This is a genomic window from Pedobacter sp. SYSU D00535 (genome assembly GCF_017355855.1).
In the GTDB taxonomy this organism is placed as follows: Bacteria; Bacteroidota; Bacteroidia; order Sphingobacteriales; family Sphingobacteriaceae; genus Desertivirga.
In genome coordinates, this window is sequence record NZ_JAFEWD010000003.1 from 79537 (window position 1) to 99140 (window position 19604).

Sequence of the window (19604 nt, forward strand, 5' to 3'; positions counted from 1 at the left end):
AGCATGAGTTTAGTTCGTGTATTTCTTTTCCTGGTACTTCTCGGCTTCGCAGGCAGCTCTTACGCCCAAAGCAGTGCCGAGCTGAAACGTCGGAAAGATGCCCTGAACCGGGAGATAGAGATGTTGAGGAGATCTCAGAGTCAGGTAAGAAATAATAAAAAGCTGTCGCTGAAGCAGATTAATGCCCTGAATGCGCAGATTCGGCTTCGCGAAGAAAAAATCAATACGATCAACTCTGAAATCAGACTCCTGGATAATGAGATTTCCGAAAATACAAATACTGTACGGTCCCTTCAGTCGCAGCTTAACAAGTTGAAGAAGGAGTATGCGGCTATGGTTCTCTTTGCATTCAGGAATCAGAGTGCCTACAGTAAGCTCATGTTCATCTTTGCTTCTCAGGATTTTAACCAGGCTTATAAAAGGTTAAAATACTTGCAGCAATTTGGGGATTACCGAAAAAAGCAGGCTAAATATATTGAAGAGACCTCTAAGGAGCTGGGTATTAAACTAGTGCAGCTGGATCGTAGTAAGAAGTCGAAAAATAACTTGCTACATGATCAGGAAAACGAGAAGGTGACGCTTGGCAAAGAGAAGAACAATCACTCGCAACAACTGAGCAAACTCTCCAAACAGGAAAAGCAATTAAGACAGGAACTTAGTAAAAAGCAAAGAGAAGCAGCGAGTTTGAGTCGGGCTATCCAAAACGCCATCAACAGGGAGATTGCGGAAGCCCGGAGACGGGAAGCTGCGGCCCGCGCTGCTGCGGAAGCTAAGGCACGCGCTGAAAACCGGGAGGTGCCTGCTGCAAAACCAGCCAGCAGAGGGACCAGCGTGCTTGCATCCACCCCGGAGGCTGCCCGGTTATCGTCTGATTTTCTTAGCAATAGAGGAAAGCTCCCTTGGCCTGTATCAAATGCTGCTGTTACCGAGCGATTTGGTACACATAAGGTAGGTGCAGTCACTGTTGATAATGATGGCATTACCATAAGAACCAACCAGGGAGCCGCTATTCGCGCCGTGTTCGATGGGACAGTTGCCCAGGTAGGAGCTATTGGTTCTGATCACTACGTTCTGATTAGTCATGGAGAATATTTTTCTGTGTATTTCAAGCTAAGGTCGGTAAGTGTTTCCCGGGGGCAAAAAGTATCTGTTAAACAAACCATTGGAGTGGTTTCAACAGATTCTGAGGACGGTACGACAGAAATGCAGTTCCAGATAAGAAAAGGAGCAGCGCCAATGAATCCTGAAAGTTGGTTGGCGAATTAAAAATCCGTTCCTGTATTAATTACGTATATTTGTTTAAATATTGATTTAGAAGATGTTGAGCACCGTTTTGTTATTGCTGAATATGGGAACCCCGGAAATAATGCTGATCCTGGTAGCGGTATTGTTGTTGTTCGGTGGGAAAAAATTACCCGAATTAGCCAGAGGACTCGGGAAGGGGATGCGAGAATTCAAAGACGCCTCAGAAGGTGTAAAGAGAGAAATCCATCGCAATTTGAATACTGTCAGAGATGATTTGACAGTGGATTTAGACAAAAAAGATACAGATAAACCTGCCGATCAGGCACAAACAAATTCATAGCATGTTACAATCGATTTTATTAATTGGCTTAGGAGCTCCGGAGATTATACTTATAGTAGTTGCTCTTTTGTTGTTGTTTGGGGGAAAGAAAATTCCTGAGTTAATGCGAGGTCTGGGGCGCGGAGTGAAGGAATTCAAAGACGCTAAAGACGGCGACCCGGCTAAAGAAGGCGACCGGCGGGATTATTAATCCTTCACAAAATATTTTTGATACTACCTCATGTTTTGTCCCAGGCAAAATATGAGGTTTTTTAGTTTTATTATTTCTCAAAGATTTGGCAGTTTCCTTAATCGTTCTTGTAACAGGCAGGCGGTTTTGTTAAGCTTGTCATGGTTCATTTAACAGAAATCCTTACCTTCACGGCATGGAACAGTACACTACGTTAAGCAGCGTACAACAAGATATTAAAGCGGGAAAGCTTCATTTAGGCCAGTTAGTAGATGGCTTTTTACAGAGGATAGAAGAGACAAAGCACCTCAATGCTTTTGTTGAAGTTTATGGTGAAGAAGCAAAAGCACAAGCTGAAAGCATCAATGCTAAAATTTTAAACGGCACTGGTGGAAAGCTGGCAGGTATGGTAGTTGGAATCAAAGACCTGATCTGCTACGAAGGTCATACCGTTTCAGCCGGTTCTCGGATCATTGAAAATTACAAATCCATCTTCTCGTCAACCGTAGTAGAGCGGTTACTTGCTGAAGATGCCATCATTATAGGCAGACAAAATTGCGACGAGTTTGCAATGGGAGGCTCGAATGAGAACTCTTATTTCGGAGCAGTGAAAAATGCGGCAGACAATACAAAAGTCCCCGGCGGTTCTTCGGGCGGTTCAGCGGTTGCAGTGCAGGCGGGTTTATGTATGGCGTCCCTGGGAACGGATACCGGTGGCTCAGTTCGTCAGCCTGCAGCGTTCTGCGGGGTAGTAGGGTTGAAACCTACTTACGGTCGCGTTTCCCGCCATGGAATTATCGCTTACGCCTCTTCCTTCGATCAGGTAGGACCAATCGCCAATTCGGTTGAAGATGCTGCGCTACTATTGGAGGTAATTGCTGGTCATGACGATTTTGACAGCACATCTTCTCAGGAAGTGGTTCCTGAATATTCGAAGCAATTGAGCTTTGAAGGTAAAAAGCGCATCGCCTATTTGCCGGAAACACTGGAGTCTGAAGGCCTCGATCCGGAGGTAAAAGCGCTAACTGAAAAGGTTATCAGGCAGCTGAAGGCGGAGGGACACACCGTGGAGCCGATCTCCTTTCCCTATCTTGACTACGTAGTTCCAACTTATTATATCCTAACGATGGCAGAAGCCTCTTCGAACCTGGCTCGTTATGATGGGGTTCATTACGGTTACCGAAGTCCAAACGCAGTAGATTTAGAGTCGACCTACAAAAAGTCGAGATCAGAAGGTTTTGGGGCTGAGGTAAAACGTCGGATCATGCTAGGTACGTTCGTGCTGAGTGCCGGCCACTACGATGCTTTTTATGGGAAGGCTCAGAAAGTGAGAAGGCTGATTGCTGAAAAAACACACGCCATTCTCGAAGACCACGATTTTATCCTGCTTCCGACAACTCCCGGTCCAGCGTTCGGCATTGGTGAAAAAACTGACGATCCGGTAACGATGTACCTTGCTGATATTTTTACAGTACAAGCTTCATTGGCTGGTATACCTGCGATATCCTTACCTGTGGGCGAGACACAGACAAAGTTGCCGCTTGGAGTTCAATTGATAGGCAAGCGTTTTGGTGAGGTGGAACTGTTTGCTTTTTCCAAATATTTTTTGGATGTAACTAAAAAAGAATAGGTTAGTATAAAGGATAGTTTTAAATTGTTCTACCGAATACTAATAAATAATGAGAAACACTAGGGCATTCGTTCTCTTTTCAGTTTTAGGACTAGCTTCAATTAGCTATTCTGCGGCTGGAAACGCCTTTGATGTAACAGTTACTTCATCTGCAAATCCACCTGTAACGATTTCAGGTAGCTCCCGTGATTACCAGGAATCGCTCGAAGCGTTGGAAAAAACGGTTCCTCTCGCCTACAACGAGTCCGTTAAAAGGATGATCAATTACTATTCGACCTCTCAAAAGTCCCGCTTTTCACGGGTGCTTGGGTTGGCTGAATATTATTTTCCCATCTACGAAAAAATCTTTAGGGAGCGTGGTATTCCTGAAGAGATCAAATACTTGTCTATTGTAGAATCTTCCTTAAACCCTTATGCCTTATCATCAGCGCAAGCAGGTGGATTATGGCAGTTCCTGGAGCCCGTTGGGAAGATCTATGGCCTAAATATTAACGACACCATTGACGAACGTCGCGATCCCTACCTCGCATGTAATGCTGCAGCGAGTTACCTTTTAGACTCTTATGAGATGTATAAAGACTGGGTGCTCGCTATTGCTTCCTATAACTGCGGTAGAAATAATATCCGTTGGGCTATGGAAAAAGCGGGTGGTGCTACCGACTACTGGTCGCTGCGGGAATATCTCCCTGTTGAAACGCAGAATTACGTACCTGCTTACATTGCCACCGTTTACCTGATGAACAATGCCCGGAAACACGGGATTTACCCAAAGAGCCCGGATTTTAGTGTTTATACTAAGGAGATTCAGGTGCAGCGCCCCATATCTTTGTCCGCAATAGCGCGAGCTATTAACGTAAGCTATGATGAACTGGGTGTATTGAACGCAGCCTATAAAAACCAGTTTATCAACGGAAGTGCTGAAGCACCTAAGCGGCTGATTGTCCCCGCTATCAAACCTTATATTTTTGACGCTTTGGCGGCGGTATTAACGCAGCCTTCAACAGTCGAAACGGAGCTTAAATTAGTTTATACGATTCCTGTTGAAGCTAAGGAGCCGGTAAGAGGATTCGCTCAGCCCAAAATTAATAGCTACGTCCCTCGAAACACCTACGTCATGTACAGAGTACAAGCGGGCGACACGTTAAGCTCTATCGCTGAGAAGTTTGAGGGAGCCACGGAAGAAGAAATACGAGTAATCAATAAATTGAAGCATCAGGCAGTTAAGCCGGGAATGGTGCTGAGAATTATTCAGGGATAACAGATGAGTTTCGGGTGGGCCAACCCCCGGGAGTTCCATTCAGATGACGGGAATTACTTTTATATCAATCCAAAGATGATAATTTGGGCCCAAACTGATTCGAAAATACCATGTCAAAGTTAAATAAGAAGCAGGACGCACTTGATTATCATGCACATGGTCGTCCGGGAAAGATTGCTGTAATTCCTACCAAACCTACCCATACTCAAAGAGATCTTACCCTCGCTTATTCCCCAGGGGTAGCAGAGCCTTGTCTTAAAATTGCAGAGAATACGGAGGATGTTTACAAATACACTGCGAAAGGGAATCTGGTTGCCGTTATAAGCAACGGTACGGCGGTTTTGGGTCTTGGGGATATTGGTCCTGAAGCGGGAAAGCCGGTGATGGAAGGGAAAGGCCTTTTGTTCAAAATCTTTGCAGATATAGATGTTTTTGACCTGGAGCTGAATACTAAAGATGTTGATGAATTCATCCGTATAGTAAAAGCGTTGGAGCCAACCTTTGGAGGAATTAATCTGGAGGACATCAAAGCACCTGAATGTTTTGAGATTGAGCGTCGTTTGAAGGCAGAGATGAACATTCCGGTGATGCACGACGATCAGCATGGAACCGCCATCATTTCTGCGGCTGCGCTTATAAACGCATGTGAACTCCAGCGCAAAAAATTAGACAAAGTAAAAATCGTCGTAAACGGTGCAGGTGCCGCGGCAATTTCTTGTTCCCGCCTTTATGTAAGTGTGGGCGCACTGAAAGAAAACATCGTTATGTTGGATCGTTCGGGGGTGATCAGAAAAGACCGACCTAACCTGGATCCTGTAAAGGCAGAATTTGCAACCGACCGAAACTTGCAGACGCTCGAAGAGGCGATGAAGGATGCGGATGTCTTTATCGGGCTATCGACGGCAGACGTGCTTTCTCCGGAGGTGCTAAAAACGATGGCTAAAAACCCGATCGTTTTTGCAATGGCTAATCCCAACCCTGAAATCGCGTATGAACTCGCTGTAAAAGCAAGAAAAGATGTCATCATGGCAACCGGACGCTCTGACTACCCTAATCAGGTGAACAACGTGCTGGGTTTTCCATATATCTTCCGGGGCGCCTTAGATGTGAGGGCAACGACGATCAATGAAGAAATGAAGATTGCGGCAGTCAAGGCGATCGCCGAGATGGCGAAGAAGCCTGTCCCTGAAACCGTTAATCTTGCCTACAATATTAAAAATCTTAAATTCGGAAAAGATTATATCATACCGAAACCAATGGACCCTCGCCTTATCACTGCGGTATCTCCTGCCGTGGCGAAAGCTGCAATTGAGTCAGGAGTGGCACGGCAGACGATTAAGGATTGGGATGCATATACCGAAGGATTGCGTCTGCGCCTAAGCAAAGAAGACACCTTACTTCGTACAATCAGCAGCAAAGCTAAGTCAGATCCTAAGCGCATCGTTTTTGCGGAGGCAGATAATTATAAAATTTTAAAGGCTGCCCAAATCGTAAGGGATGAAGGTATAGCCAGCCCCATTTTGTTGGGTAATAAAGAACGAATTAAAAAAATCATTGCAGACAACGCACTGGAGCTGGAAGGAGTGATGATTATCGATCCTTATGCAGAACCAGCGGCTGTTGCTGAATTTGCTGAGTTTTTGTATACCAAGCGTCAACGACGGGGCGTGACCCTGGCGCTGGCTAAAAAACTCCTGCTCGACAGAAATTATTTCGGCGCGAGCATGGTTCAGTTTGGCGAAGCAGATGTGCTTATTTCGGGCTTGACCAAGGATTACGCCAGCACTGTTCGCCCTGCACTACAAGTAATCGGGACGGAAGCTGGTGTATCCAGAGTTGCAGGTATGTATATGATGTTGACTAAAAAAGGTCCGATCTTTTTTGGTGACACCACCATCAACAAAAATCCGAGTGTGGATGAGCTGGTTGATATTACCGTTTTGCTTGATAAGGCGGTGCGGAAGTTAAATGTAGATCCAAGAATTGCCTTGCTTTCTTATTCTAACTTTGGTAGCGTAGAAGGGGAGGTGCCGGTTAAAACTCGTGACGCAGTGCGGATTTTACACGAGCGATATCCGGAAATAACAGTAGATGGTGAGTTGCAAGCCAATTTCGCAATAAATCCTACGCTGCTCCGCGATAATTTCGCTTTTAGCAATCTAGCCGGCGCACCGGCTAACACCTTGGTATTCCCGAACCTGGAATCAGGGAATATAGCATATAAACTTTTGCAGGAGTTGGGAGAAGCGGAAGCTGTAGGCCCGATTCTGCTTGGTTTGAATAAGCCTGTCCATGTCTTACAATTAGATAGCTCGGTGCGTGAAATAGTAAACATGGTAACAATAGCCGTGGTAGATGCTCAGTCTAAACAGGCGGAAGCGGCTAAGAATAGTAAAAGGGGATTTTTTAGTCGCAAGGCTAAAGCTTAATTAGGAAATGTACGCATATATAGACGGCAGATTAACATTTAAATGTCCAACCTACGTAGTTATCGAGGCAGGGGGCATAGGTTATCAGATTAATATTTCACTGAATACTTACGGAAAACTGCCGGCAGACGAACGGTGCAAACTTTTTACCTGGCTTCACGTAAAGGAAGACGCACACACCCTATACGGATTTATCGATGAAGGGGAACGTCGTCTTTTTTTACACCTGATTTCGGTTTCAGGTATTGGAGCAGGAACCGGGCGGATGATATTATCTTCTATCACACCTGAAGAAATACAGACGGCAATCATAAAAGGAGATGTGCCCTTGATTCAGCGCATTAAGGGTATCGGTCCCAAGTCTGCGCAGCGCATTATTTTGGAGCTGCAAGACAAGCTGAAGAAAGAAGGCTCCGCTTCTTTGATTGACCTGCCGGCATACAGTAACTCGCGGGAGGAAGCTTTGGCCGCTTTGGTGATGCTGGGCTTCGCTAAGAATGCGGCTGAAAAGGCGCTGGACAACGTGATTAAAAGAGAGTCAGAAAGTTTGACAATTGAGCAAATGATTAAAAGTGCTCTGAAAGTTTTATAAGAGTTTATAATAAAAAAAATTACATAAGGGTTTTGAGAAAGATATCTACCTTCTCCTTGGTTGGGATTTGTTGCGGTGTTATGTTTTTTTTACAAGGGGGAGCCTATGCCCAAAGCAATAGCTCTAGTACGGATAGCTTAAAGCTGAAGTACCCTTTCCTAGACTCAAGGCTTTTGGAGCTTAATCCCAAGCCTGGATTTTATTTACCTAATCCTTCTAACATTCAAAGATCCGTAGAGTTTGATCCAATTTCAAAAAGATATGTAATTCGTGAGAAAATTGGAGACAGGCTGTACCGGGAGCCGCAGTATCTCAGTATCGAGGAGTATCAGAAGTATGAAACCGAGCAGATCAAACGCGACTACTGGAAACAACTGTCGGAGGCGCCCATAAAGGAAGCTCGTGAGCCTGGATTTGTTCCACGTGTAACAATTAAAAGTGAGTCGTTTGAAAGGATATTCGGCGGCTCTACCATTGATATCCGGCCACAGGGAACTGCCGAGCTTACGCTTGCCGGCCGGATCAATAAGAATCAGAATCCTTTATTTAATGAGCGGCAGCGGCGTCAGGGAAACTTTGATTTCGATCAACGGATCCAGATGAACGTGCTCGGCCAGATTGGAAATAAACTCAGGATCACTACCAATTATAATACAGAAGCGCAGTTTGATTTCGAGAATCAGATGAAGCTCGACTATACCGGTAGGCCCGATGAAATTGTTCAGAAAATAGAAGCGGGAAATGTAAACCTGCCGCTTAGCTCTTCTTTGATAACCGGAAGCCAGGCACTTTTCGGATTGAAAACGCAGCTTCAGTTTGGTAAACTGAACGTAACCAGTGTTTTCTCTCAACAGAAGTCGCAACAGCGCGAAATCACCATCACTAACGGTTCGCAACAAAACGAGTTTCGCCTTACTGCGGATAACTACGAGGCGAACAGGCATTATTTCCTTGCTCACTACTTTCGTGAAAATTATAACAAGTATCTCAGCAAACTTCCCATTATTACCTCCGACATCAATATTACCCGTATCGAGGTTTGGGTGACAAACCGGAATAACAGTACGGTGGATTCAAGAGATATCATTGGTTTGATCGACCTGGGAGAAAATAATCAGGATACGATCTATAATGATTCGAGGGTAGCAGGCGGTCCGTCCTATTCAAGATACCCCGCCGCCGGTCCCCTGGGAGATCCAGCCTTTCCTCAGCACTCGAATAATCTCTTACAACAATTGGCGGCTGACCCGGGCAACCGGCTAACGAACTCTAACAATATCTATAACTTCTTCGGCGGTAACACAGATAACTACTCCAAATTGTCGTATGCCAGAAGATTAACAGAGCGAGAGTTTACGCTTAATCCTCGTCTGGGTTATATCTCTCTGAATACGGCGCTAAATGCCGATGAAGTGCTGGCCGTGGCCTATCGCTACAATGCCAACGGCGTAGAGTATCAGGTGGGGGAGTTCTCTACTGATGTTCCGGTAGATCCCGCAAGTCCCAATGCGCTCTACGTGAAGTTGCTGAAGGGCGAGGCGCTGAAAACGTCGTTGCCAACCTGGCATCTGATGATGAAAAACATTTATTCTCTAGGGGCTTACCAGGTGAGTCGCACCGGTTTCAATTTGAACATTTACCGACTGGATGAGAAAACAGGCGTGGAGATTCCGGTAGTAAATGAAGGAGATCAGAATACAAATGGAAAACTGTGGCTGCAGCTAACCAACCTGGACCGCTTGAACCAGGCAGGGTCAGACGTTGCAGATGGATTTTTCGACTTTGTAGAAGGGGTGACAATCGATCCGCTCAACGGACGGGTTACCTTTCCATTGGTAGAACCTTTCGGAGAAGACCTAGGTCGTAAATTTTCTAATCCGTCAGACCGGAGCAGATATGCTTTTCCCGAGCTCTACGACTTAACGAAAGCCGATGCTCAGCAGTTATTTACTCATAAAAACCGCTATATCATCAGGGGTACTTTCCAATCGGAAGTTTCCTCCGAGTTTCAATTAAATGCTATTAATGTTCCTCCGGGATCTGTACAGGTAGTTGCAGGAACTTTGCCGCTTCAGGAAGGTGCCGACTTTACCGTCGACTATAACAGTGGTAGGGTAAGAATCTTGAATCAGGCCTTGCTTAACTCGGGACAGCCCATCCGGATTAAACTGGAGAATAACGAGCTTTTTGGGTTGCAACAGCGCTCTCTCTTTGGTTCAAGGTTCGATTATCGGGTAAATCATAAGCTTAACCTGGGCGGAACGGTTATGAATCTCACAGAGCGTCCTCTTACTCCTAAAGTTAATATCGGCGAGGAGTCGATCTCGAACACTATTTGGGGTATGGACGCGAACTATAGTTCTGATTCCAGGTGGTTAACGCGTCTGGTAGATAAAATTCCGTTCATTAACACCAAGGAAACCTCGTCAATTACCTTCACGGGAGAATTTGCTAATCTGATTCCCGGCCATCCCAATGCACTGAACTTTGCAGGAAGCCGCAACGGGGCAAGTTATTTAGATGATTTCGAAGGTTCCCGTTCTATTATCGATTTAAAAAGTGCCTCTGCCTGGCAGATATCGGGTACTCCTCAACGCTTTCCGGAAGCCAATCTCGCGAACAATCTCGAATATGGAAAAAACAGGGCCCGTTTAGCTTTCTATAACATCGACCCTATTTTCTTCAATCGCGGAAGCACCCTTACCCCCACTAACATCAAGAACAACAAGAATGAGCAATCGAATCATTATGTGAGAGAGGTGTTGGAGCAAGAAGTGTTTCCTTTTAAGCAGTCGAGCACCGGTCAGCCCTTAACCTTGCCAACCCTTGATCTTGCCTATTATCCTAACGTCCGCGGGCAATACAATTTTAGCTCTGACGTCAATCCGGATGGTACTTTAACCAGGCCACAAGACAGGTGGGGAGGCATTTTCAGGAGACTGGAGTCGAATGACTTTGAAGCGTTGAACATCGAGTTCATTGAGTTTTGGGTGATGGATCCATTTATCTACAACCGTAACTCTTCGGGCGGCGATTTATATTTCAACCTTGGTAACATTTCCGAAGACATTTTAAAAGACGGAAAGAAGTCGCTTGAAAACGGTCTTCCTGCTGATGGTGATCTTGGGAAGACAGACGAGTCTGCCTGGGGACGAGTGGCGCGTTTACAACCCGTTATTCAAGCTTTCGACAATAATCCTGAAGCCAGGAAGTACCAGGACGTGGGTTTGGACGGTTTGTCCAGCAACGAAGAGCAACGGTTCTTTTTGGAACAGATCAATCAGATTAAAGGCCGTTTAGCACCTCAAGCAGCCGCCGCGCTGGAAGCAGACCCGGCGTCTGATGATTACCACTACTACAGAGGCAGTGATTTAGACAACGCGAATGCAGGAGTTCTTCAACGCTATCAGCGATACAACGGCTTGGAGGGAAACTCGAAGACTATCGAGCAGTCGCGGGCCGAAACGGGAATTGAAAACACGGCCTCCACACCTCTTCCTGATGGCGAGGATGTGAACCGTGACAATACGACAACTATTGCCGATGAATACTTTGAATACAAGGTTTCGCTGAGGCCCCAGGATATGGTGGTAGGTTCTAACAATATTACCGATAAGGTGACTGCCAGCGTAAAACTTCCCAATGGAACAACTCAGCAGGTGAACTGGTACCAGTTTAAAGTGCCGCTAGCGCAGTATCACAATCAGGTGGGAAATATTCAGGATTTCAAGTCGATCCGCTTTATCCGTACTTACCTTACCAACTTCCGTGATACTACCATTTTGCGGATGGCCAGAATGCAGTTGGTAAGAGGCGAGTGGAGACGCTTTAATGCGAAGAACCTGCCAGGTAATGAGGTGATTGTAGATAAGGATTTGAATACCACTAATCCCGATAACTCTACTATTGAAGTTACTACCGTAAACATCGAAGAAAATGGGAAGCGTACCCCAATCCCTTATGTGGTACCTCCTGGTATCGAGCGGGAAAGAGATTTTAGTAACTTCAGGGGAGAAACAGTTCAAAATGAGCAATCACTCGCTGTCAATGTTCAAAACTTGCGCGACGGATACGGCCGTGCCGCTTTCAGAACTACCTTCAACGATTTCAGATCCTACAAGCGTCTGGAAATGTTTATTCATGCTGAAGGGGAGCAGCTGAGAGACAACGACGTGAGCGCAATTATCCGGATCGGTACGGATAACCAGAATAACTATTACGAGTACGAGATTCCGCTTAAGGTAACTCAGCCCAACACCCGCGACGCCTATCGGATCTGGCCGGAAGAAAATAAGCTGGACATAGCGCTGCAAAAGCTTCAGGAGGCCAAGGCAGAACGTAATAACTCTGGCTATCCTCAGAACCTTCCTTTCGTTAAAACAGACGGAAACAATAAGATCACCGTGGTGGGACAACCTGACCTTAGCAAGGTGCGGGTATACATGGTGGGAGTGAAGAATCCTCTACGGAACGCAGCAGCTCCGGGTTCTGATGATGGTTTGGAAAAGAGCGCCCAGGTTTGGTTCAATGAGCTGCGGTTAACCGACTTTGATGAACGTGGCGGCTGGGCTGCTACAGCCCGGATAAATGCCAAGTTAGCCGATTTTGGAGATCTTACCCTTTCCGGAAGTAAGAGTACCGTAGGGTTTGGCTCTATCGACAGAAGGGTGAGCGAGCGAAGTAGAAATGACGATACTTTTTTTGATATGTCATCCAGTCTGGAGTTGGGTAAGTTTTTCCCTGAGAGGGCCGGAATTAAGGTTCCTTTCTTCTTCAACTGGTCTTCGCAGCATAGCATCCCTCAGTTTGATCCGCGCTTTCAGGATATGGAGCTCAAAACTTCCCTGACTGGTTTATCGGGAAGCGAGAAAAATAGGGTGCATCAATTGGTAGATGATGTAACTCAAAGGCGGAGTATCAATTTTACGAATGTCCGGAAGATCAAAACTGATCCTAATAGTAAAAGCCATGTCTGGGATATTGAAAACTTTAGTGCTACTTATGCTTTCACCGAGTTCAGTCACAGAGATTATATTACGGAGCTGGCCCTGCAGAAGAATTACAGGGCGGGTCTAGCTTATAATTATAGCGGGCAGTCCAAAGGCTTTACGCCCTTCGAGAAGTTGATTAAATCAAATACGCTGGCATTACTGCGTGATTTTAATTTCAACTTGATGCCTTCTCTATTGAATTTCCGGATTGACGTAGATCGTCTTTACACAGAGAACACGCTACGTGATAACAGTCCGAATAACGTACTTCCCACTATCACCAACTTCAACAAGAACTTCCAGATGTCGAGGGTGTATGGTATTAGCTGGAACCTGACGAAATCAGTACAGTTGGATTTCAACGCCACCAATTACTCCATCATTGACGAGCCGGAAGGCCGGATAGATGGTCGGGCGAGAGATACGATTTGGAATAATTTGAAGAAGCTGGGCAGGACAACCGACTATAATCACACCCTGAACGTGAATTATACGGTTCCTATTAATAAGATCCCCGGCTTTGGCTGGACTAATCTGGTAGCTCGTTACGGAACTAACTTCAACTGGCGTACAGAGCCCTTGATTACCCTTCGCGACCCTGATATCAACTTTGGTAATACGATCCAAAATTCGAGAACCATTCAGCTTAATCCATCTCTGAACTTTGTTTCGTTATATAACAAGTCGCGGTTAATACGTTCGGCTACGAGTCCGGAGGCGAGTCCGGTAAAGAGGTTTTTGGTGAATACACTGACAAGTGTGAAGAATGTGACTGGTGCTTATACCCGTACCGAGGGAACTTTCCTTCCTGGTTACCTTCCGCAAACCAACGTGTTTGGTTATGATCTGGATGCCAGTGCTCCAGGTTGGGATTTCGTATTTGGAAGCCAGCAGGACATTCGGGGCAGAGCTATTCGAAACGGTTGGATAACGCGGGATGCTTCTATGAATCAGCTGTATATCAACACAAAGAAAGAGGATATGAACTTTCGCGGTACTATAGAGCCTTTGAAAGACCTTAGGATAGAATTGACAGCTGTAAAAAGCCAGAATTTCAACTATTCCACTACTTTCAAGTACGACAGTATCAGCGGTGGTTTCCAGAATCAAAGTCCTATTACCAATGGCGACTTCAGCATTTCTTTCTTCTCTCTTCGTACAGCTTTCGCTAAGGAGTCGCCGAACGGTACTTCCAGGCTTTTCGAGCAGTTTGAAAGAAACAGACAGATTGTTTCAAGGCGACTGGGTGCTCAAAATCCTAACTCACAGGGGACCGATGGAAATGGTTTTGCTGAAGGATACAAAGCTAATTCGCAGGATGTGGTAGTAGCCTCATTCCTTGCTGCCTATACTGGTAAGGATGCGGAGCGAGCGACGCTAAGCCGTTTTCCAAAGATTCCAATTCCAAACTGGCGTATCACTTATAATGGCCTAACGAAGTATCCTTTTTTCAACAAGCTGTTTGCGTCCTTTGATGTGAGCCATGGATACCGTTCCACCTACAACGTAAACTCCTTCAATACACTGGCTCGATACCAGGAGGCAAATGGCGCTGTCAACATCAAAGATGCTAACGGGAACTTCCTGCCCTTTTATCAGTATTCGCAGGTTACTCTTTTCGAACAGTTCGTGCCGCTATTGGGTGTCGATTTTAGGTTGAAGAATAATATGAGCATGAATTTCGAGTATCGCAAATCTCGGGCTTTAAGTTTAAGTCTGTCTAACAGCCAGCTTGCGCAGCAACGCGACGACGGTATCATCTTTGGTTTCGGATACAGAACGGCTAATTTTCGTTTTCCTTTCGGATTGTTGGGAGGCCGCAAGCTGAGCAACGACCTGAACATGAAAGTGGATTTTGCCCTAAACGACCGAAAGACAACTATCTTCAGAGCGGATGTCGATGATGCGGAGGTTTCTTCAGGTGCGAAAAATATTTCTTTCCGTCCTTCAATCGACTACGTGCTGAACCAAAGGGTGAATTTGAGAATGTTTTACGACGGAAATATTACCCGGCCGTATACCTCTCAAACGTTCAACACGGCATTCAGCAACTTCGGTTTAAGTTTAAGATTTACGCTTCAATAGCTTCGCATAAACTTTGCTATTTGATAGAGTAAAAGGTATTTTTGGCCACAAAATAAATAGAGATGAATTTTCCATCAGAATTAAAGTACACCAAAGATCACGAATGGATTCGTTTGGAAGGTAACGAAGCATATATCGGAATCACTGATTTCGCTCAGCGGGAATTAGGAGACATCGTTTACGTGGATATCAACACTGTTGGGCAGGAAGTTTCGCAGAATGACGTGTTTGGTACTGTAGAAGCTGTTAAAACTGTTTCTGACTTGTTTATGCCTGTTACCGGAACCATTTCTGAAATCAATCCTAAACTCGATGCGGCTCCTGAACTCGTTAATCAAGATCCTTACGGAGACGGCTGGATGGTAAAAGTTACTGTTAATTCCGCAGCAGAGGTAGAAGCTCTTCTGTCTGCCGAGGCCTATAAAGAACTGATCGGAGCCTGATGATCAATACCATAAAGCACCAGTACTTGGCCATTATCTGGTCGGTTCTGGTGCTCATTCTATGTGATATTCCTATGGGGGCGGCCGAAACCGGCCATATTCCAACCTTCGAAGGTATGGACAAACTTGTTCACACCGGTTTTTTCTTTGTGCTTACTGTACTGATGTTTTATGGAAAAATAAGGCAACAGCGTAGCTACGTCTTCCGTATAAAAACTATTCTAAAAATCCTGGTAATTGCTTCGGCCCTGGGCGCTGGTATTGAGTTGCTGCAGTGGAAGGTTTTTACCTACCGCTCCGCGGACTGGTGGGACTTGTTCTGTGATATTGTAGGAGTAGGAATGGGGATTTTTAGTTATATATTTTTACACAGAAACGGCCATGAAAAATTTCTTTAAGCTTTCTATTCTTTTTATTACCCTCGCATCTGTCAGTTCCTGCAAACTCTTTAAAAAGGACTGTAATTGCCCGCATTTCAAGCAACGGGTATCCTATTCTAAATAGAATTACGCAATAATGACACAGGTCTCAGGATCGCGCTCCTCTCTTATTTGGAATTATTTCAAATAAGGTTAACTTTGAGAAGTTTAAATTGTTATGAAGCTTTCGCAACTACAACCAGGACAATCAGGAGTTATTAAGGAGTTTACAGATTTGGAAATGTCAGTAAAGCTGATGGAAATGGGATGTTTACCTGGTGAGCATGTAGTAGTCGAGCGCTTTGCTCCCCTCGGTGATCCAATGGCTATTACAGTTTCCGGATATCAGTTGAGCCTTCGTAAACATGAAGCTTCTACCATCATTTTGCAATAAGATATATAGATAAGTGAACGGTGATCTCAAAATTGCACTCGTAGGGAACCCGAATACAGGAAAATCCACATTATTCAACGTTTTAACAGGTTTAAACCAGCGGGTTGGCAACTTCCCAGGGGTGACAGTCGATAAAAAAACAGGTTATACAAGATTAGCTGACGGCCGAAATGCCGAAATTATTGATCTGCCTGGGACGTATAGTTTGTATCCAAAAAGCAAGGACGAATCCATTGTTTTTCAGGTATTGGCAGATCCAAATAATAGCGCCCACCCGGATTTGATCATTTTCGTCGCAGATGCCTCTAATCTTAAGCGAAACCTGCTCCTCTATACGCAAGTAGCGGATCTTAAAATTCCGGTTATCATCGCACTTAATATGGTCGATCTGGCGGAAAAGGCGGGCACCGAGATAAACGTCGATGAGCTTTCTAAGCGTCTGGGTGTTCAGGTTATTCCTGTTTGCGCCCGTAAAAATGCCAATATTGGGAAACTTCGGGAAGCTTTAAGCTATGCTTCGAAAATGCCGTTACAGCTGGAAACAATAGAGGTTGCAGCGCTTGCCCCAGGACTTATTGGAAAGATTCAAACGGAGTTTCTGGTTGATGAGCCTTACACGGCACTCCAGTTTGCCCATCAGCATGAAACGCTCAAATTTCTTACCCCTGAACAAAGCGACAGAATTGAGGAGATAGAGAAAGAGTATTCCTTCCATTCGACAAAAGCGCAGGCAGCGGAAACTATTGCTCGCTACAACTTCATCAACGATGTGTTGCTTGATACAGTCAAGTTCAAACCTGAAGGGACTAAGGAAACATTCAGTAATAAGATTGACAGTGTGCTAACGCATCGCTTCTGGGGTTTCCTCATTTTCTTTGCGGTGCTGTTCATTATATTCCAGGCTATCTTCGCCTGGTCCGAGTTTCCCATGACTTTGATTGAAGAGGCCTTCGTCTGGGTTTCTGAAGCCGCTCATAATGCCTTGCCTCCCGGCCCTTTGGCAGATCTTCTAGTTGACGGAGTGTTAGCGGGACTAAGCGGGGTGCTCGTTTTTATTCCGCAGATCGCTATTCTTTTTGCCTTTATATCCGTGCTTGAAGATACAGGCTATATGGCTCGCGTTACGTTCATGATGGATAAAATCATGCGTAAGGTTGGGCTCAACGGAAAGTCGGTGGTGCCTCTTATTGGAGGACTGGCCTGTGCAGTCCCTTCTATCATGAGTGCCAGAACTATTGAGAACTGGAAGGACAGGATGATCACCATTATGGTAACGCCTTTAGTAAGCTGTTCAGCACGTTTGCCGATTTATACCTTGTTGATTTCGCTCGTCGTTCCTGATGAGTCTTTCGGGGGGCTGATTAATTTACAGGGCCTTGTACTCATGTCAATGTATGTCCTTAGTATGGTCATGGCGGTGCTGGTGGCCTGGGTAATAAAGTTATTGATTAAGTCGGGCGAACGGGGTTATTTCATAATGGAATTGCCTGTGTACCGCTTGCCTAGATGGAACAACGTTGCTTTTACGATGTACGAAAAAGTGAAGACGTTTATTATAGAAGCAGGAAAAGTGATCATCGCGATTTCGGTCATACTATGGGTGCTGTCGTCTTATGGTCCTCCTGCCAGGATGGAAGTGCTGGAGCAGAAGTATCAAACAGCGAAGGTAACGGGCGTCACTCCCTCAGAAGAAGTTCAAAATCTTTATGCTTCTGAGAAGCTCGAGAATTCGTACGCCGGAATTATTGGGAAGACTATAGAGCCCGTGATAAAGCCGCTCGGATTTGACTGGAAGATTGGGATAGCTCTCATCACCTCTTTTGCAGCACGCGAGGTATTTGTAGGGACGATGGCAACAATTTACAGTGTAGGGACTGACGAAGCGCAGGAGGAGTCAGTTCGAGAGAAAATGGCCTCAGCAAAAAATCCTGAAACAGGACAACCTATATTTACCACTGCCGTTGCTTTTTCTCTCATGGTCTTTTATGCTTTCGCGATGCAGTGTATGAGTACTCTGGCGATTGTCTATCGGGAAACCAAAAGTTGGAAATGGCCTATGATACAGCTAGCTTACATGACCGTCCTGGCCTACGTTTCCAGCCTTGTAGTATATCATTTACTCAAATAGAAGGGAACGTTTTTGGAAAAGGCAGCGGTACTTGCTAATTATCTTCCTGCTGGAGCGGCTCCTCTCATAGCTCGGTGGATAGACTACTTTCAGTGCGAATTCAAAATTTCGAGAAACCGAAATACCAAATTTGGTGATTACCGCGCTCCTTTCCGGGGGGCAGGGCATCGTATCTCCGTTAATTTCGATCTAAACCCTTTCGCTTTCCTTGTCACCACAGTGCATGAATTTGCCCATCTTTTAACCTGGAACGAATATAAGGGTAAGGTAAGACCTCATGGGGCCGAGTGGAAAGCTAACTTTAAAAGGATGATGAAACCTTTTTTCGACCAGGATATTTTTCCGCCGGACCTGAAGACCGCCATCAGTCTCTACCTAGAAAATCCTGCTGCCTCTAGCTGCAGCGACAGCAATCTCTTTCGAGCGCTTAAAAAGTATGATTCCAAGCCGGAAGGAGTGTTTTTAGTCGAAAACTTGCCTGTAGCGACTGTATTTAAAATTAGCGATGGAAGGATTTTCAGGAAAGGTGAACGGGTCCGGAAGAGGTTTAAATGTGAAGAGCTGTCCTCCGGCAAGATTTACCTTTTTAATCCTCTAGCAGAAGTATCCCCGATAGGTGACTAGTTTCTGCTTAGTCGCCCACTTTCGTAAAGAACTTCGTTCGTGTCACCTATTTCCCAGTCAATCTCCAGTTTTTCACCTCTGTACTCATAGGCGTTCGTAGATAGCTCATGAATAAAGGCGTCCTCGTTTGCGACACGGATAGGAGCGCGGTAACCCTTATAGCCACTTTTGCCTAAAATAATATACTTGGCTTTAGGGGATTCTGCGATGCCCTCAAAAACCAGATCGAAATTTCCTCTCTGTGTTAGAGCGTCTTCGTACGTAGAGAGGTTTGGTACGTTAAAAGTAGCTGGAAGGTTAGCTTTTTGAAAACGCACCCGCTGCAGTCCCGAATCACTTAAAGCAACCTTTTGCTCGGCGTAAAATAATCTGTTGTTTTTGAAGTAGGCCTTCGTAGCAACGTAAGGTTTGGTAGAGTTGTTAGTAACAGCATTCTCTTCATAAAGAGCCAGCCTGTTGTCTTTCACATAGTATTTTTTCTCGACCTGCCCCTCTCTTCCGTTGCTTCCCCTCTCAATATATAGTACAGGTTCACCATTAGTCATATATTTAAAGACCTGGAAGGAATAGTTTCCCTGCTGGTAGATCAAGCTTTTTTGCAAGGAAAGATGCGGTAGAATTGCATCAACGGAATCCGCATAACAAGCAAGGCGGTTTTCGTCCGACTTCACCAAGGCACTTGCTGAAGCAGCAGTCCCACTAACCCAAGAAAATTCTTCGCAAGTAAACATTAGCAGCACGCTCATTAACACGACCCCAATCCCAACCTTAATCCTTCGCATAACTATTTGTCATTATGCAGAGCGTAGAAATACCGTGCCATAGGTACTTCTACGCGAAAATATTTTGACACATTG

Annotated in this window: 14 protein-coding genes; 13 read left to right on the forward strand and 1 reads right to left on the reverse strand. The window is 45.2% G+C overall.

Annotated elements, in window-relative coordinates:
• Nucleotides 1–3: 3 nt before the first annotated feature.
• From J4N23_RS08415 to J4N23_RS08475, 13 genes are all read left to right on the forward strand, one after another.
• The gene (locus J4N23_RS08415) at nucleotides 4–1266 is read left to right on the forward strand and encodes a murein hydrolase activator EnvC (protein WP_207426515.1); all 1263 of its coding nucleotides are present in this window, start codon (nucleotides 4–6) and stop codon (nucleotides 1264–1266) included.
• 52 nt (nucleotides 1267–1318) lie between these two features.
• Nucleotides 1319–1585 carry a twin-arginine translocase TatA/TatE family subunit gene (locus tag J4N23_RS08420; protein WP_207426516.1) on the forward strand — a complete coding sequence of 89 codons (267 nt, stop codon included), beginning with the start codon at nucleotides 1319–1321 and terminating at the stop codon, nucleotides 1583–1585.
• Nucleotide 1586: 1 nt separating this feature from the next.
• Nucleotides 1587–1775 carry a twin-arginine translocase TatA/TatE family subunit gene (tatA, locus tag J4N23_RS08425; RefSeq protein ID WP_207426517.1) on the forward strand — a complete coding sequence of 63 codons (189 nt, stop codon included), beginning with the start codon at nucleotides 1587–1589 and terminating at the stop codon, nucleotides 1773–1775.
• A 175-nt stretch (nucleotides 1776–1950) separates the two neighbouring features.
• Nucleotides 1951–3384, forward strand: coding sequence for an Asp-tRNA(Asn)/Glu-tRNA(Gln) amidotransferase subunit GatA (gene gatA, locus J4N23_RS08430; protein WP_207426518.1), 1434 nt, complete (start codon nucleotides 1951–1953; stop codon nucleotides 3382–3384).
• A gap of 49 nt (nucleotides 3385–3433) precedes the next feature.
• Entirely contained in the window at nucleotides 3434–4642 is a 1209-nt protein-coding gene (locus J4N23_RS08435; RefSeq protein ID WP_207426519.1) for a lytic transglycosylase domain-containing protein, read from the forward strand.
• 110 nt (nucleotides 4643–4752) lie between these two features.
• A complete protein-coding gene (locus J4N23_RS08440) occupies nucleotides 4753–7071 on the forward strand; it encodes an NADP-dependent malic enzyme (RefSeq protein WP_207426520.1) in 2319 nt (772 codons plus the stop codon).
• Between the two features lie 7 nt (nucleotides 7072–7078).
• Nucleotides 7079–7663 carry a Holliday junction branch migration protein RuvA gene (ruvA, locus tag J4N23_RS08445; RefSeq protein WP_207426521.1) on the forward strand — a complete coding sequence of 195 codons (585 nt, stop codon included), beginning with the start codon at nucleotides 7079–7081 and terminating at the stop codon, nucleotides 7661–7663.
• Nucleotides 7664–7743: 80 nt separating this feature from the next.
• Complete coding sequence (gene sprA / locus J4N23_RS08450) at nucleotides 7744–14739, forward strand: cell surface protein SprA (RefSeq protein WP_207426522.1); 6996 nt, start codon at nucleotides 7744–7746, stop codon at nucleotides 14737–14739.
• 62 nt (nucleotides 14740–14801) lie between these two features.
• The gene (gene gcvH, locus J4N23_RS08455) at nucleotides 14802–15182 is read left to right on the forward strand and encodes a glycine cleavage system protein GcvH (RefSeq protein ID WP_207426523.1); all 381 of its coding nucleotides are present in this window, start codon (nucleotides 14802–14804) and stop codon (nucleotides 15180–15182) included.
• The gene (locus tag J4N23_RS08460; RefSeq protein ID WP_207426524.1) at nucleotides 15182–15580 is read left to right on the forward strand and encodes a VanZ family protein; all 399 of its coding nucleotides are present in this window, start codon (nucleotides 15182–15184) and stop codon (nucleotides 15578–15580) included. The genes gcvH and J4N23_RS08460 overlap by 1 nt, the downstream gene beginning before the upstream one ends.
• Before the next feature lie 199 nt (nucleotides 15581–15779).
• A complete protein-coding gene (locus tag J4N23_RS08465) occupies nucleotides 15780–15995 on the forward strand; it encodes a FeoA family protein (protein WP_207426525.1) in 216 nt (71 codons plus the stop codon).
• A gap of 13 nt (nucleotides 15996–16008) precedes the next feature.
• The gene (feoB, locus tag J4N23_RS08470; protein ID WP_207426526.1) at nucleotides 16009–18123 is read left to right on the forward strand and encodes a ferrous iron transport protein B; all 2115 of its coding nucleotides are present in this window, start codon (nucleotides 16009–16011) and stop codon (nucleotides 18121–18123) included.
• A 12-nt stretch (nucleotides 18124–18135) separates the two neighbouring features.
• A complete protein-coding gene (locus J4N23_RS08475; RefSeq protein WP_207426527.1) occupies nucleotides 18136–18747 on the forward strand; it encodes a SprT-like domain-containing protein in 612 nt (203 codons plus the stop codon).
• On the opposite strand, the gene J4N23_RS08480 is transcribed toward J4N23_RS08475, so the two are convergent.
• Complete coding sequence (locus tag J4N23_RS08480; protein WP_207426528.1) at nucleotides 18744–19529, reverse strand: hypothetical protein; 786 nt, start codon at nucleotides 19527–19529, stop codon at nucleotides 18744–18746. The genes J4N23_RS08475 and J4N23_RS08480 overlap by 4 nt on opposite strands.
• Nucleotides 19530–19604: the final 75 nt, after the last annotated feature.

What these genes read in the sequence shown, in the direction of transcription:
- J4N23_RS08415 (WP_207426515.1), top strand. Translation starts at nt 4, where the DNA reads ATGAGTTTAGTTCGTGTATTTCTTTTCCTGGTACTTCTCGGCTTCGCA.
- J4N23_RS08420 (WP_207426516.1), top strand. Translation starts at nt 1,319, where the DNA reads ATGTTGAGCACCGTTTTGTTATTGCTGAATATGGGAACCCCGGAAATA.
- tatA (WP_207426517.1), top strand. Translation starts at nt 1,587, where the DNA reads ATGTTACAATCGATTTTATTAATTGGCTTAGGAGCTCCGGAGATTATA.
- gatA (WP_207426518.1), top strand. Translation starts at nt 1,951, where the DNA reads ATGGAACAGTACACTACGTTAAGCAGCGTACAACAAGATATTAAAGCG.
- J4N23_RS08435 (WP_207426519.1), top strand. Translation starts at nt 3,434, where the DNA reads ATGAGAAACACTAGGGCATTCGTTCTCTTTTCAGTTTTAGGACTAGCT.
- J4N23_RS08440 (WP_207426520.1), top strand. Translation starts at nt 4,753, where the DNA reads ATGTCAAAGTTAAATAAGAAGCAGGACGCACTTGATTATCATGCACAT.
- ruvA (WP_207426521.1), top strand. Translation starts at nt 7,079, where the DNA reads ATGTACGCATATATAGACGGCAGATTAACATTTAAATGTCCAACCTAC.
- sprA (WP_207426522.1), top strand. Translation starts at nt 7,744, where the DNA reads ATGTTTTTTTTACAAGGGGGAGCCTATGCCCAAAGCAATAGCTCTAGT.
- gcvH (WP_207426523.1), top strand. Translation starts at nt 14,802, where the DNA reads ATGAATTTTCCATCAGAATTAAAGTACACCAAAGATCACGAATGGATT.
- J4N23_RS08460 (WP_207426524.1), top strand. Translation starts at nt 15,182, where the DNA reads ATGATCAATACCATAAAGCACCAGTACTTGGCCATTATCTGGTCGGTT.
- J4N23_RS08465 (WP_207426525.1), top strand. Translation starts at nt 15,780, where the DNA reads ATGAAGCTTTCGCAACTACAACCAGGACAATCAGGAGTTATTAAGGAG.
- J4N23_RS08480 (WP_207426528.1), bottom strand. Translation starts at nt 19,529, where the DNA reads ATGCGAAGGATTAAGGTTGGGATTGGGGTCGTGTTAATGAGCGTGCTG.